Annotated in this window: 11 protein-coding genes; 10 read left to right on the forward strand and 1 reads right to left on the reverse strand. The window is 70.1% G+C overall.

From position 1 onward, the window contains the following. Window positions 1-86 precede the first annotated feature (86 nt). On the forward strand, window positions 87-1,001 hold the full coding sequence (locus tag BXA03_RS02050; protein ID WP_076503488.1) for a LysR family transcriptional regulator: 915 nt from the start codon (window positions 87-89) through the stop codon (window positions 999-1,001). On the opposite strand, the gene BXA03_RS02055 is transcribed toward BXA03_RS02050, so the two are convergent. Further along, window positions 959-1,861 (reverse strand): LysR family transcriptional regulator, encoded by a 903-nt coding sequence (locus BXA03_RS02055; protein ID WP_076503489.1) that lies wholly within the window; start codon window positions 1,859-1,861, stop codon window positions 959-961. The genes BXA03_RS02050 and BXA03_RS02055 overlap by 43 nt on opposite strands. Window positions 1,862-1,983: 122 nt before the next feature. Between BXA03_RS02055 and BXA03_RS02060 the strand changes: the two genes are divergently transcribed. From BXA03_RS02060 to BXA03_RS02100, 9 genes are all read left to right on the forward strand, one after another. Continuing rightward, window positions 1,984-4,110 (forward strand): 3-hydroxyacyl-CoA dehydrogenase NAD-binding domain-containing protein, encoded by a 2,127-nt coding sequence (locus BXA03_RS02060; RefSeq protein ID WP_076503490.1) that lies wholly within the window; start codon window positions 1,984-1,986, stop codon window positions 4,108-4,110. A gap of 82 nt (window positions 4,111-4,192) precedes the next feature. After that, a complete protein-coding gene (locus tag BXA03_RS02065; protein WP_076503491.1) occupies window positions 4,193-5,389 on the forward strand; it encodes an acyl-CoA dehydrogenase family protein in 1,197 nt (398 codons plus the stop codon). Then, window positions 5,386-6,528, forward strand: a complete 1,143-nt coding sequence (locus tag BXA03_RS02070; RefSeq protein ID WP_076503492.1) for an acyl-CoA dehydrogenase family protein — start codon at window positions 5,386-5,388, stop codon at window positions 6,526-6,528. The genes BXA03_RS02065 and BXA03_RS02070 overlap by 4 nt, the downstream gene beginning before the upstream one ends. After that, window positions 6,525-7,724: a CaiB/BaiF CoA transferase family protein gene (locus tag BXA03_RS02075; RefSeq protein ID WP_076503493.1), complete on the forward strand. Its 1,200-nt coding sequence runs from the start codon at window positions 6,525-6,527 to the stop codon at window positions 7,722-7,724. The genes BXA03_RS02070 and BXA03_RS02075 overlap by 4 nt, the downstream gene beginning before the upstream one ends. Window positions 7,725-7,918: 194 nt before the next feature. Next, window positions 7,919-8,911, forward strand: coding sequence for a Bug family tripartite tricarboxylate transporter substrate binding protein (locus BXA03_RS02080; RefSeq protein WP_076503494.1), 993 nt, complete (start codon window positions 7,919-7,921; stop codon window positions 8,909-8,911). Further along, entirely contained in the window at window positions 8,911-10,839 is a 1,929-nt protein-coding gene (locus BXA03_RS02085; protein ID WP_076503495.1) for an acyl-CoA synthetase, read from the forward strand. The genes BXA03_RS02080 and BXA03_RS02085 overlap by 1 nt, the downstream gene beginning before the upstream one ends. Before the next feature lie 47 nt (window positions 10,840-10,886). Then, a complete protein-coding gene (locus BXA03_RS02090; RefSeq protein ID WP_076503496.1) occupies window positions 10,887-11,894 on the forward strand; it encodes a Bug family tripartite tricarboxylate transporter substrate binding protein in 1,008 nt (335 codons plus the stop codon). Window positions 11,895-12,012: 118 nt separating this feature from the next. Next, entirely contained in the window at window positions 12,013-13,248 is a 1,236-nt protein-coding gene (locus BXA03_RS02095) for a patatin-like phospholipase family protein (RefSeq protein WP_076503497.1), read from the forward strand. Between the two features lie 62 nt (window positions 13,249-13,310). Beyond that, window positions 13,311-13,808 carry a CHRD domain-containing protein gene (locus BXA03_RS02100; protein ID WP_076503498.1) on the forward strand — a complete coding sequence of 166 codons (498 nt, stop codon included), beginning with the start codon at window positions 13,311-13,313 and terminating at the stop codon, window positions 13,806-13,808. The last annotated feature ends 2 nt before the right edge of the window (window positions 13,809-13,810 follow it).

The raw sequence follows: 13,810 nt of genomic DNA on the forward strand, positions 1-13,810 counted from the left end.
CCGGCGTGGGCTGATGGGAGTCAGTCTAGGTTTGCCCAGGATCAAGAAAAAGCGATGATTCTTGACTCTCAACATCAAGGACGTTGATGAAGGTCGAAGCCTTTGCCACCCTGCATGCCGTGATCCGGACAGGCAGTTTCGCCGGCGCTGCCGCGCACATGAACCTCACGCCCAGCGCGGTGAGCATGCAGATGAAACAGCTGGAGCAGTACCTGGGGCTGCCGCTGTTCGACCGCTCCGGCCCGCAGGTGCGCCCGCGCGTGGCGGCCTTCGACGTTGCTGCAGCCATGCGCGAGGGCCTGCAGCGCATCGACGAACTTCGCCGCCGTCCCACCATGGCAATCGAGGGCACCGTCCGTCTGGGCATCATCGAGTCGCTGCTGCCCTCGCTGTTGCCGGGCACGTTGTCGGCGCTGCAGGCGGCGCATGGCCGACTGACCGTGCGGCCCGTGCGGGGCCGCAGTGCCTCGCTGATCGCGGACGTGAAGGCGGGCCAGATCGACGCGGCGGTGGTCGCCATGCCGGCCAAGGGCGGCAGCGACCGGCTCAGATGGTGGCCGCTGGCCCGGCGCGAACTGATGATGATCGCCCCGCCCGACGCGCCGGAGGCCAGTCCCACGGCGCTGCTGCGCCGCCACGACTGGATCCGCTACGACCGCTCCACCGTCACCGGCGCCATGGCTGCGCGGCATGTACTGTCGCTGGTGCCGGACAAGCGCGGCAGCCTGGAGCTGGATTCGGCGCCGGCCATCATCGCCATGGTCAGCGGCGGCCTGGGCGTGTCGATCATCCACCTGCTGGATGCCGCCTTGTGCCAGGCCTATCCGGTGCGCGAACTCCGCCTGGGCCGCAACGCCCCGACCTTGGAGCTCACGCTCGTCACCCGCAAGAGCGCCGACGACGACCGCGCGCTGGCCGTGGTGCGCGAGGCCCTGGCCGACCAGTTGCGCGAGGCGGCTCAACCGCCGCGGCCCGCCTCGCGCACCCGCGCGAGCAGGTAGTCGATGAACACCGTCGTCGCCCGCGTGTGGTGGCGGTTGGGCATGTACAGCATGTACATGTGGTTGCCGAAGATGGACAAGCGCCATTCGTCCAGCGTGGTCAGCACCTCGCCGCGGTCCACCGCGTTGCGCACCACGTAGTCGGGCACGATGCCCACGCCCAGGCCGGCCTCGATAGCCTGGCGCAGGAACTCGAAGTTCTCCGAGATCAGTGTCGGCTCCAGCAGCACCTCGTGCCGCTCGGCGCCCAGGTAGGCCGCCACGCGCAGCTGGCGGCCGATCACCATGGCCGTGATCAGCGGCGACTGGCGCAGCGCCTCCAGCGACTGCGGCAGGCCGTGCGCCTGCGCATAGGCGGGCGAGGCGCAGGCCACGTAGCGCACCCGGCCCAGATCGCGCGCGACCAGGTTCTGCGGCGGCTCGGACATGACGCGAATGGCGATGTCCACCTCGCCCTGCAGCAGGTCTTCCACCCGGTTCTCGAACACCACGTCGAGCACGATGCCGGGGTACTGCCGCTTGAAGTCGATCAGCCAGGCCGCCATCACCTGCTGACCGTAGCCGCTGGGCACCGACAGCCGGATGCGGCCCTGCAGGCTCTGCCCCAGCATTTGCACCGATTCGCGCGCGGCCAGCAGCTCGTCGCGGATGGCGCGGCCGTGCTCGTACAGCCGCTGGCCGATCTCGGTGGGCTCGATGCGGCGCGTGGTGCGGCGCAGCAGCTGCTGGCCCAGGGTGCGCTCGAATTGGGCCAGGCGGTAGCTCACGTTGGCGCGGCTCATGCGCAGGCGGCGCGCGGCCTCGCTCAGGTTGCCAGCTTCGATGATCTCCACCAGCAGGGAGAGCATGTTCAGGTCCATCGTCAAATCCCATTTGACAGTCTGTCAAGCAAGCGGCGGATTGTCATCCAGGGCGAGCGGGACAAGAATGCGACGTTGCCGGCGCAATGCCGGCTTGTGCCTTTCCTGGAGACAGCCGCCTCATGACATCGACCCCCGCCACGCCTGCCGACGCCGTCCGCCAACTGATCCAGGGCGAGATCCTGCAGATCACCGTCGACAACCCGCCCGTCAACGCGCTCTCGGCCGCGGTGCGCCGCGGCCTGCTGGCCGCCATCGAAGCCGCGGACGCAGAGCCACGCGTGAAGGCGGTGCTGATCGTGGGGCAGGGTGCCAACTTCATCGCCGGGGCCGACATCCGCGAATTCGGCCAGACGCCGCAGCCGCCCTCGCTGCCCGAGGTGTGCAACCGCATCGAGGCCTGTAGCAAGCCCGTGGTCGCTGCGCTGCGCGGGGCGGCCCTGGGCGGTGGCCTGGAGATCGCGATGGCCGCGCATTACCGCGTGGCGCTGGCCGATGCCAAGCTGGGCCTGCCCGAGGTGCAACTGGGCCTGATGCCCGGTGCCGGCGGCACGGTCCGGGCGCCTCGCCTCATCGGCGCCGAAGCGGCCCTGGAACTCATGCTGAGTGGCCGCCACGTCAAGGCCAAGGAAGCCCTTTCGCTCGGCCTGGTGGACCGCCTGGCCGAGGGTGACGACGCCGTGGCCGCGGGCCTGGCCTACGCGCAGGCGCTGCTGGCCGCCGATGCATCGGTTCGCCGCACCCGCGACGCGCAGGGCCTGGCCGACCGCGCTGCCGCGCAGGCAGCCATCGATGCCGCCCGCGCCGACACCGCCAGGAAGTCGAAGAACCTGTTCTCGCCCCACAAGATCGTCGAGGCCGTGCAGACCGCACTCGACAAGCCCTTCGACGAAGCCATGACGCTGGAGCGTCAGGCCTTCATGGCCTGCATCGACAGCCCGCAGCGCGCCGGCCTGATCCATGCCTTCTTCGCCGAGCGCGAAGTGGTGAAGGTGCCCGAGGCCCAGGCCGCGCAGCCGCGCAAGCTGGACAAGGTGGGCATCGTCGGCGGCGGCACCATGGGTGCCGGCATTGCCGTGTCGGCGCTGGACGCCGGCCTGCCGGTGGTGATGGTCGAGCGCGACGATGCCTCCATCGCCCGCGGTCAGGCCAATGTCGAGAAGGTCTACGACGGCCTGATCAAGAAGGGCCGCATGACGCCCGAGGCCAAGACGGCCGTCATGGCGCGCTTCAGCGGCAGCACCGACTACGCCGCCTTCGCCGACGTGGACCTGGTGATCGAAGCCGTGTTCGAGGACATCGAGGTCAAGAAAGCCGTCTTCAAGGAACTGGACCGCGTCTGCAAGCCCGGCGCCGTGCTGGCCACCAACACCTCGTACCTGGACATCGACGCCATCGCCGCCAGCGTCTCGCGTCCCAAGGATGTGATCGGCCTGCACTTCTTCAGCCCGGCCAACATCATGAAGCTGCTGGAGATCGTGGTGCCGGCCAAGGTCAGCGCCGACGTGGTCTCCACCGCCTTCGCGCTGGCCAAGAAGATGAAGAAGGTGCCGGTGCGCGCCGGCGTGTGCGACGGCTTCATCGGCAACCGCATCCTGGCCGTCTACAAGCAGGCCGCCGACTACATCATGGAAGATGGCGCCAGCCCCTACGAGATCGACGAGGCGGTGCGCGGCTTCGGCTACCCGATGGGCCCCTTCCAGGTGACCGACCTGGCCGGTGGCGACATTGGCTGGGCCACGCGCAAGCGCCGCGCTGCCACGCGCGACCCGAAGGCGCGCTACGTGGAAGTGGCCGACCGCGTGTGCGAACGCGGCTGGTTCGGCCAGAAGACCGGCCGCGGCTTCTACCTGTATCCCGAAGGCGCCCGCACCGGCCAGCCCGACCCGGAGGTGCTGGCCATCGTCGACGCCGAGCGGCAGAAGAAGGGCATCGTGCCGCGGAAGTTCACGCCCGAGGAAATCATGCGGCGCTACATGGCGGCCATGGTCAACGAGGGCGCCAAGGTGGTGGAGGAGGGCATCGCCCTGCGGCCGCTGGATGTGGACGTGACCTTCCTCTATGGCTACGGCTTTCCGCGCTTCCGCGGCGGCCCGATGAAGTACGCCGACATGGTGGGCCTGCCCAAGGTGCTGGAGGACATCCGCACCTTTGCCAAGGAAGACCCGCTGTTCTGGAAGCCGGCGCCGCTGCTGGAGAAGCTGGTGGCCGAGGGCCGCGACTTTTCGAGTCTGAACCAGGCGCGCTGAGCCGCCTTTCTCCTTTTCTTTTTGACCGACACCTTTCATGCGCCGGCAGGCGCAGGGCGGTGCTCACCCCAAAGGACCACCCATGGACCTGAGATTCACGGCCGAGGAAGAGGCCTTCCGCAGCGAGGTGCTGCAGTTCCTGCGCGACAAACTGCCCGTGCGCATCGCCGATAAAGTCAAGCGCGGGCTGCGCCTGACGCGCGAGGACATGACCGAGTGGCACGGCATCCTCAATGAACGCGGCTGGCTGGCCAACCACTGGCCGAAGCAATACGGCGGCCCGGGCTGGGGCGCGGTGCAGAAGTTCATCTTCGAGAACGAATGCGCCTTGGCCGGCGCCCCGCGCATCGTGCCCTTCGGCGTCAACATGCTCGGGCCGGTGCTCATCAAGTACGGCAGCGAGGCGCAGAAGCAGTACTGGCTGCCCCGCATCCTGAGCGGCGAGGACTGGTGGTGCCAGGGCTATTCCGAACCCGGCTCCGGTTCGGACCTGGCCTCGGTCAAGACGACGGCGGTGCTGGACGGCGACCATTACGTGGTCAACGGCCAGAAGACCTGGACCACGCTGGGCCATCACGCCAACATGATCTTCTGCCTGGTGCGGACCAACCGGGAGGCCAAGGCGCAGTCGGGCATCAGCTTCCTGCTGGTGGACATGGACTCCCCGGGCGTGGAGGTGCGGCCCATCATCACCCTGGACGGCGAGCACGAGGTCAACGAAGTCTTCTTCACCGACGTGCGCGTGCCCGCCGCCAACCTGGTGGGCGAGCAGGACAAGGGCTGGACCTATGCCAAGTACCTGCTGACCTACGAACGCACCAACATCGCGGGCGTGGGCTTTTCGGTGGCGGCGCTGGAGAAGCTCAAGCGCATCGCCGCCAAGGTGCATCGCAATAGCCGGCCGCTGGCGCAGGACCCGCTCTTCGCCGCCCGCCTGGCCAAGGTGGAGATCGACCTGGAGAACATGAAGACCACCAACCTGCGAGTGATCGCCGCCGTGGCCGGCGGCGGCGTGCCGGGGGCGGAAAGCTCCATGCTCAAGATCCGCGGCACCGAGATCCGGCAGGAAATCTCCTCGCTGGCCCGCCGCGCCATGGGCCCCTATGCCCAGCCCTTCATCGAGGCCGCCCTCCACGAGGGCTGGGACGAGCCCGCCGTCGGCCCCGAAGAGGCCGCGCCGCTGGCCGCCCAGTACTTCAACAACCGCAAGCTGTCGATCTTCGGCGGCTCCAACGAAATCCAGAAGAACATCATCTCCAAGATGATCCTCGGCCTATGAACTTCGAGCACACCGAAGACCGCCGCATGCTGGCGGATTCCCTGGACCGCTTCATCGCCGACCAGTACGGCTTCGAGGCACGCGACCGCATCGCCAAGAGCGACGAAGGCTTCAGCCGCGCGCACTGGGCGCAGATGGCGGAGATCGGCGCCATCGGCGCGCTGCTGCCCGAAGCCGTGGGTGGTTTCGGCGGCACCGGCTTCGACGTGGCCGTGGTGTTCGAGAGCCTCGGCAAGGGCCTGGTGGTCGAGCCCTTCCTCGGCGCGCTGGTGGTGGGCCAGGCCCTGGCCGCCGCGGGCAACGAGGCGCAGCAGGCCCGCTTGGCCGGCCTGGTCGATGGCAGCACCCTCGCCGCACTGGCGCACGACGAGCCCGGCTCGCACTACGAAGCCCACCGCGTGGCGACGCGCGCCGTCCGGCAGGGCGATGGCTGGCGCCTCGACGGCGCCAAGGCCGTGGTGGCGCTGGGCGCGCAGGCCGACCTGCTGCTGGTCTCGGCCCGCACCGGCGGTGCCATCGACGATGCGCAGGGCCTCTCGCTCTTCCTGGTGCCCGGCGATGCGTCCGGTCTGATGCGTCGCGACTGCCCGCGCATCGACGGCGGCCGCGTGGCCGAACTGACGATGGAAGGCCTGCAACTGCCCGCCGATGCGCTTTTGGGTGCGGAAGGCGAGGGCGCCGCCCTGCTGGAGCGCGCCACCGGCTGGGGCGTGCTCGCCCTCTGTGCCGAGGCCCTGGGCGCCATGGAGATCGCCAAGCGCGACACGCTGGAGTACCTGCGCACCCGCAAGCAGTTCGGCGTGCCCATCGGCAGCTTCCAGGCCCTGCAGCACCGCATGGCCGACCTGCTGCTGGAGGTGGAGCAGGCCCGCTCCGCCGTCATCAATGCCGCTGCAGCCATCGACGGCGACGACCGCCTGGCGCGCGAGAAGGCGCTGTCGGCCGCCAAGTACAGCGTCGGCCGCATCGGCACGAAGGTGGCGGAAGAGAGCATCCAGCTGCATGGCGGCATCGGCATGACCTGGGAGCTGCCGCTGTCGCACTACGCCAAGCGCCTGGTCATGATCGACCACCAGTTCGGCGACGAGGACCACCACCTGGCGCGCTACATCGCGCTGAGCGCGGAGGTGGCGGCATGACGATGCGCCTGCCGCTCGAAGGTGTGCGCGTGCTGGATCTCTCACGCGTGCTGGCCGGCCCGATGTGTGCCCAGGCCCTGGGCGATCTCGGGGCCGAGGTCATCAAGGTCGAGCATCCCGGCCGGGGCGACGACACGCGCGACTGGGGCCTGCGCGTGGGCGCGCGCAACACCAGCTACTTCAACAGCGCCAACCGAAACAAGCGCTCCATCGGCATCGACCTGGGTACGGCCGAGGGCCAGCGACTGGCGCGCGAGCTGGCCGCCAAGTGCGACGTGCTGATCCAGAACTTCAAGTTCGGCGGCATCGAGAAGATGGGCCTGGGCTACGACGACCTGCGCGCGATCAACCCAGGCCTGGTGTACTGCTCGATCACCGGCTACGAGCGTGGCGGCGCCGAGAAGGCGCGCCCCGGCTACGACCTGGTGGTCCAGGGCGAGGCCGGCCTGATGGCGCTCAATGGCGAGGAAGGGCAGGGCCCGCTCAAGTTCGGCGTGGCGGCGGTGGACATGTTCACCGGCATGTACTCGGCGCAGGCCATCCTGGCGGCGCTGTTCGACCGCCAGCGCACCGGCCAGGGCCGGCATGTGGAGATGGCGCTGTACGACTGCGGCCTGATGATCACCGCCTACTACGGCATGGAGGCGCTGCTGCAGGGCGGCGATCCGCCCAAGTACGGCAATGCCCATCCGTCCATCGTGCCCTACGGCGTGTTCGACGCGGCCGATGGCCCGGTCGTGGTCACCGTGGGCAACAACACGCAGTTCCAGCGCTTCTGCACCGACGTGATCGAGCGGCCCGAGATGGCCACCGACGAGCGCTATGCCACCAACCTCGTGCGTTCGCGCAATCGCCACACGCTGCTGCCCGAACTGCGCGCCGAACTGGCCAAGCGCCCGCGTGCGCTGCTGCTCGAGCGCATGCGCGCCGCGGGCATTCCCTGCGGCGAGGTGCTGGGTCTGCTGGAGGCACTGCAGTCCCAGCGCACCGCCGATGCGGGGCTGCTGACCCGCTACTCCGAGGCCGACGCCCAGGACGTGCCCGTGTTTGCGCCCCCTTATCGCCTCGATGGCGCCCGTGTTCCGGTGCGCCGCGCGCCGCCAGGCCTGGCCCAGCACACGGAGGACGTGCTGGGTGAGTTGCTCGGCCTGGACGCGAGCCGCGTCGCGGCGCTGCGGCAGTCCGGCGCGCTCTGATCGCCAGTTGCTCAGAGTCCGTTCGGGCTGAGCCTGTCGAAGCCGGGTACGCGCCTATCAAAGCCCTTCGACCCTTCGACGAGCTCAGGACAGGCCAAGCTCAGGGCGAACGGGTGAACCGATCTGCATCTTGGGTGCAGCAGTCGGCTTTCTTTTTCGACGACACGGTCCCACGAGGACCTGGAGACATCACCATGACCCAGCGAGCCCCCATCGCCCGCCGCCTTCTCCTCGCCGCCACGGCTGGCGCCTTCGGCCTGGCCGCGTTGCCGGCCATCGCCCAGGCCTGGCCCGAGAAGCCCATCAAGCTGATCGTGCCCTTCCCGCCGGGCGGCCCCACCGACACCGCCTCGCGCCTGGTCGGCCAGAAGCTGGCCGAGCGCCTCAAGCAGCCGGTCGTGGTGGAAAACCGCGCCGGCGCGTCCGGCACCATCGCCGCGCAGTTTGTCGCCAAGAGTGCGCCGGACGGCTACACGCTCATGATGCTGGCCACGCCCACGCTGCTGGCGCCGCACCTGTACAAGAGCGCTGGCTACGACACCGCCAAGGACTTCGCGCCCGTCGCCACGGTGTACGACCTGCCGATCGTGATGGTGGTCAACCCCACCGTGCTGCCGGACGTGAAGACGCTGCCCGACCTCATCGCCAAGGCCAAGGCCGAAGGCGGCAAGCTCAACTACACCAGCTCGGGCCCGGGCAGCTTCGGCCATTTGACGACCGAGATGCTCAAGGACCTGGGCGGCTTCGACATGCAGCACATCGCCTACAAGGGCGGCACGCCGGCCGTGACCGACCTGCTGGGCGGCCAGGTGCCGGTGATGTATGCCGACCTGGTCGCGGCCCTGCCGCACATCCAGGCCGGCAAGCTGCGCGCCATTGCCGTCGGCTCGCCGCAGCGCATCGCGCAGCTGCCGGACGTCAAGACGGTGGCCGAGCAGGGCTTCAAGGGCTTCGACGCCGTGTCCTGGGGCGGCCTGCTGGCGCCGGCCGGTACGCCGCAGCCGGCCATCGAACGCGTGAGCCGCGAGGTCAAGGCGATCCTGGCGGAGCCCGACATCCAGAAGCGCCTGATCCAGGCCGGTGCCATCGCCGAGTACCAGGCCCCCGCGCAGATGGCCGGCCGCATGCGCACCGACTTCGACAAGTGGGGCAAGGTGATCCGTGACAAGCAGGTGGCGGTGAACTGATGGCCGCCGCCGCGTCTTCCTCACAGGGCTGGCCGCCGCGGCATCCGCCGCTGGCCGCGCCGTTTCCCGTGCGCAGCCGGGCCGACATCGAACGGCTGGCCGCCACGCCGCTGACTGAGGCGCTGCCTGCGCGCAGCACCTACGAGCTGATCCGCAACGCGGCATTGGCCTTCGGCGACAAGACGGCACTGACCTTCCTGCGCGACGGCAACCCCGACACGCCGCCGCTGCGCTGGACCTACGCCGAGCTGCTGGCCCGCATGCACCAGACGGCGAACGCGCTGCATGCGCTGGGGCTGGGCGCGACGGACACGGTGGCGGCGCTGCTGCCGGGCTGCCTGGAATACCACCTGGCCCACTGGGGCGGCCAGGCGGCCTGCATCGTGCAGCCGCTCAATCCGCTGCTGACCGAGGACAAGCTGGTGGCGCTGCTGGAGGCCACGGGCGCCAAGGCGTTGATCGCCTACGGCGCGCCGGAAGATGCCGACTACTGGGCCAAGGCCCTGCGCCTGCAGGCGCGCGTGCCGGGCCTGCAGCATGTGCTGCGCGTGGCGCCGCATGACGAGGTGCCCGCGGATGCGCCGGCGTTGCCGACCGGTGCGCTGCACTTCCAAGAAGCGCTGGCGGTGCAGCCCGGCGACCGTCTGCTGAGCGGCCGCGTGATCGCCGCCGGGGACGTGGCAGCCTGCTTCCACACCGGCGGCACCACGGGCGCGCCCAAGCTTGCCCTGCATACGCACGGCAATCAGGTCTTCACCGCCTGGGCCAGCGTGGTCACGCAGGGCACGAACAGCGCGGACGTGGGCATCGCGGGCTTTCCGCTGTTCCATGTGGCCGGCGTGCTGCCGGGCGCGCTGGCCTCGCTCTCGGCCGGCGCCGAAGTCGTGATCCCGACCACGCTGCTGATGCGCAACCGCGAGGTGGTGCGCAACTACTGGAAGCTGGTGGAGCGGTACCGGCCGACCGTGCTGGCCGCCGTGCCCACCATGCTGGCGGCGCTGGCCAATGTGCCGCTGGAAGGCGCGGACATCTCTTCCATCACCTACTGCCGCACCGGCGCGGCGCCACTGCCGGCGGAGCTGGGTGCGCGCTTCGAGCGGCTGTTCGGCCTGCATGTGCACGAGAGCTTCGGCATGACCGAGATGGCTGGCATCAGCAGCGTCACGCCGCGCGGCGTGCATGCGCCGGCCGGTTGCGTGGGCTTCGTGCCGCCGCATGCGCAGGTGCGCATCGTGGCCCTCGACGCGCAGGGCGGTGCCAGCGCGCGCGAGGTGGCGCCGGGCGAGACGGGCATGGTGCTGTTCAAGTCGCCGAACGTCTTTCCGGGCTACCTGGACCCGCGCGACACCGCCAAGGCCTTCACGCCCGATGGCTGGCTGGCCACGGGCGACCTGGGCCGGCTGGACGCGCAGGGCCTGCTGCACCTGGCCGGCCGCGCCAAGGACCTGATCATCCGGGGTGGCCACAACATCGACCCGGGCATGCTGGAAGACGCCCTGGGCGCGCATCCGGCCGTGCAGACCTGCGCCGCCGTGGGCGCGCCCGATGCCTATGCGGGCGAACTGCCGGTGCTCTTCGCGACGCTGCGGCCGGGCGCCGAGGCCACGGAGGCCGAACTGCTGGCCTTCGCCAGCGCCCGCGTCGACGAGCCGCCGGCGCGCCCCAAATGGGTGGCGGTGCTGCCGGCCTTGCCCACCACCAACGTCGGCAAGATCTACAAGCCCGAGCTGCGACAGATGGCCGCGGTGGCGGTGGTTCGGCAGATCGTGGCGGGGCAGGGCGCGGACGCGGACAGCCTGCGCATCGAGCCCGAGGGCGCGGCCGACGTGGCCCTGCACTTCGGCACCGGCTGGACCGACGACGCGCGCGCGGCGCTGCAGGCCGCCCTGGCCCCTCTGCCCGTGAAGGTGCACCTGCGGGACGGCTGAGCATCGTCCGACGATTTCAAGTGGAAGCAAGAAAAGGAGACAAGACCATGACCTCGACCCATCCGCTCGGCCTGACCCGCCGTCACCTGCTGCGCGCCACGGCTGCGGCTGGCGCTGCCGGCCTGCTGCCCCTGGCGCAGGCCCAGTCCGGCTGGCCCGACAAGCCGATCCGCTTCGTCGTGCCCTTCAACGCCGGCGGCGCCACCGACATCGTGGCGCGCCTGCTGTCGGAGAAGCTCGCGCCGAAGCTGGGCCAGCCCATCGTGGTCGACAACCGCGGCGGCGCCGGCGGCATCCTGGGCACCGACATGGTGGCCAAGGCCGCGCCCGACGGCAGCACCTTCACCGTGGCGCTGAGCACTTCGCTTCTGATCAACCAGTTTCTCTACAGCAAGCTGCCGTACAGCCCGCAGAAGGACCTGGCCCTGGTCTCGCAGGTGGCCGTGGCGCCGGTGGTGTTGGCGGTGCACCCGAGCGTGCCGGCCAAGAACGCGCAGGAACTGCTGGCCTATGTGCGCGCCAACCGCAGCAAGGTCTCGTACGGCTCCTGGGGCATCGGCTCGTACGCGCACCTGGGCGGCGCCTTCATGAGCCGCAGCCAGAACGCCGACATGGCCCACGTGGCCTACAAGGGCGAGGCCCTGATGCTGCAGGACCTGATCGGCGGCCAGATCCAGATGGCCTTTGCCAGCGCCCTGGGCGCCAAGCCGCATGCCGACACCGGCCGGCTGCGGCTGATCGGTGTGACGGGAGAGCAGCGCATGGAGATCCTGCCGCAGCTGCCCACCCTGGCAGAGCAGGGCATGCGCGAAGACGCCTACCGCATCGTCGGCTTCGTCGGCATGGCGGCCCCTGCGCGCACGCCGCCGGAGATCGTGCAGCGCATGGCGCGCGAGGTGCGGCAGCTTTGCGAGCAGCCCGAGATCAAGGCCCGCATCGTGGCCATGGGGTTCTCGGTGGCGGCCTCTACGCCCGAGGCGTTTGCCGCCGCCTACAAGCGCGATGCGCCGGCCTGGGAGGCGCTGGTGAAGGAGTCGGGCGCAAGCCTGGACTGAGCGCCTGGGCGTCGAGGCGCCTGGCGGACGCGGGCCGCGGGCTGCACGCGCCATCGGCCTGCCTGGGGGCGGGGACCGAGGTCGGCTGGCCGTCAATCGGCTGGTGTCCAATGCGGCCATGGCTTCCCGACGAACTCCGACTCTTTCTCCCGTTCCGTCCACCCCCGCCGAGCCATCGCCCAGGACGCCCGCCGAAGCGGCCCGTGACGGCCGCACGGTCCGCGCTCTGGTGTTGCAGGGTGGCGGCGCGCTCGGCGCCTACCAGGCCGGCGTGTATGAAGGCCTGACCGACCAGCACCAAGCGATCGATTGGGTGGCGGGTGTGTCGATCGGCGCCATCAATGCGGCGCTGATCGCGGGCAACCCGCCCGAGCGACGGGTCGAGCGGCTGCGGGAGTTCTGGCAGCTGGTGTCGTCGGCGCCGGGCCAGCAGCTGCCCATCTGGGCGGGCGAGCGCCGGTTGCTCGCCCAGTTCAGCGCCAATGCGGCCGTGGCGATGGGCATTCCCGGCTTCTTCTCGCCGCGCGTCGACCCGACGCTGCTGCTGGGCGGCGCGGCACCGGTGCTCAGCTACTACGACACGTCCGCGCTCAAGGCCACGCTGGAGCGGCTGGTGGACTTCGATCGCCTCAACGACGACGGCATCCGCGTCTCGGTCGGTGCGGTCAACGTGCGCAACGGCAACTCGGTGTACTTCGACAACCACCGCGTGCGCATCGGGCCGGAACACATCATGGCCAGCGGCGCGCTGCCGCCGGGCTTTCCGCCGGTGCACATCGACGGCGAGGACTACTGGGACGGCGGCATCGTCTCCAACACGCCGCTGCAGTACGTGCTGGACGAGCACGAGCGCAACCGCCGCCTGCTCGTGCTGCAGGTGGATCTGTTCAGCGCCGTCGGCCCGATGCCCACCACGCTGGCCGAGGTGACGGCCCGGCAGAAGGACATCCAATTCTCCAGCCGCACCCGACTCAACACCGATGTGCTGGGTGCCAACGTCAACCTGCAGCAGGCGTTGGCCGGCCTGCTGGAGCGCCTGCCGCCCCAGATGCTGGACGAGCCCGGCCTGCGCGCCTTGTGCCAGCACCTGCGCAGCGAGCCCATCGACATCGTCCACCTCATCCACCGGCCCGCCGACTGGGAGCAGGACGCCAAGGACTACGAGTTCTCGCGCCTGGCTGTCGACGCACACTGGGCCGACGGCCTGCGCGACATGCGCCACACGCTGGCCCATCCGGAATGGCTGCAGCGTCAGGTGCAGGGCGGCGGCGTCACCACCTACGACCTGGCCCGGCCCGACCATGCGCGCGTGCGCCGGCCCGGTACCGAGGTCGACGCCACGGCGAAAGGCTGAGCTGCCCGATGCACTGACGCTCCCCGTTGGCCCCGCCGCATCGCAGTGATAAGGTCGCCCGCATGCCTGTTACCTCGCATCTTCCTTCCCGCCGAATCCTGGGCCTGGGCCTGATGGCCGCCGCGCTGGCGGCCTGCACCTCGGTGCCGCTGGACGTGCCCACGCCCGCACCCCGGCCGCAGCCCCCGCGCGAGCCCCAACTGTCGGCCTTCAGCACCCGCCTGGATGGCCGCAACCAGGTGCCCCCGGTGGCCAGCATGGGCACGGGCACGCTGGACGCGGTGCTCGACAAGAACACCGGCCTGCTGCGCTGGCGGCTGGCCTACAGCAACCTCAGCGGGCCGGTCACGGCAGCGCACTTCCACGGTCCGGCGTTGATCGGCATGAACGCGCCGCCGGTCATCACCATCGACGCGTCGGCCAACCGACCCTCCGAAGGCCGGGCCAACCTCACGCCCTCCCAACAGGCCGAGCTGCTGGCAGGCCGTTGGTACGTGAATCTGCACACGGCCCGCTATCCTGACGGCGAGCTGCGCGGCCAGCTCATCGAGCGCCGCTGAGC

The organism is Pseudacidovorax sp. RU35E (assembly GCF_900156165.1).
In the GTDB taxonomy this organism is placed as follows: domain Bacteria; phylum Pseudomonadota; class Gammaproteobacteria; order Burkholderiales; family Burkholderiaceae_C; genus Xenophilus.

Coding starts and splice junctions, on each gene's coding strand:
- BXA03_RS02050 (WP_076503488.1), top strand. CDS start 87: ATGAAGGTCGAAGCCTTTGCCACCCTGCATGCCGTGATCCGGACAGGC.
- BXA03_RS02055 (WP_076503489.1), bottom strand. CDS start 1,861: ATGGACCTGAACATGCTCTCCCTGCTGGTGGAGATCATCGAAGCTGGC.
- BXA03_RS02060 (WP_076503490.1), top strand. CDS start 1,984: ATGACATCGACCCCCGCCACGCCTGCCGACGCCGTCCGCCAACTGATC.
- BXA03_RS02065 (WP_076503491.1), top strand. CDS start 4,193: ATGGACCTGAGATTCACGGCCGAGGAAGAGGCCTTCCGCAGCGAGGTG.
- BXA03_RS02070 (WP_076503492.1), top strand. CDS start 5,386: ATGAACTTCGAGCACACCGAAGACCGCCGCATGCTGGCGGATTCCCTG.
- BXA03_RS02075 (WP_076503493.1), top strand. CDS start 6,525: ATGACGATGCGCCTGCCGCTCGAAGGTGTGCGCGTGCTGGATCTCTCA.
- BXA03_RS02080 (WP_076503494.1), top strand. CDS start 7,919: ATGACCCAGCGAGCCCCCATCGCCCGCCGCCTTCTCCTCGCCGCCACG.
- BXA03_RS02085 (WP_076503495.1), top strand. CDS start 8,911: ATGGCCGCCGCCGCGTCTTCCTCACAGGGCTGGCCGCCGCGGCATCCG.
- BXA03_RS02090 (WP_076503496.1), top strand. CDS start 10,887: ATGACCTCGACCCATCCGCTCGGCCTGACCCGCCGTCACCTGCTGCGC.
- BXA03_RS02095 (WP_076503497.1), top strand. CDS start 12,013: ATGGCTTCCCGACGAACTCCGACTCTTTCTCCCGTTCCGTCCACCCCC.
- BXA03_RS02100 (WP_076503498.1), top strand. CDS start 13,311: ATGCCTGTTACCTCGCATCTTCCTTCCCGCCGAATCCTGGGCCTGGGC.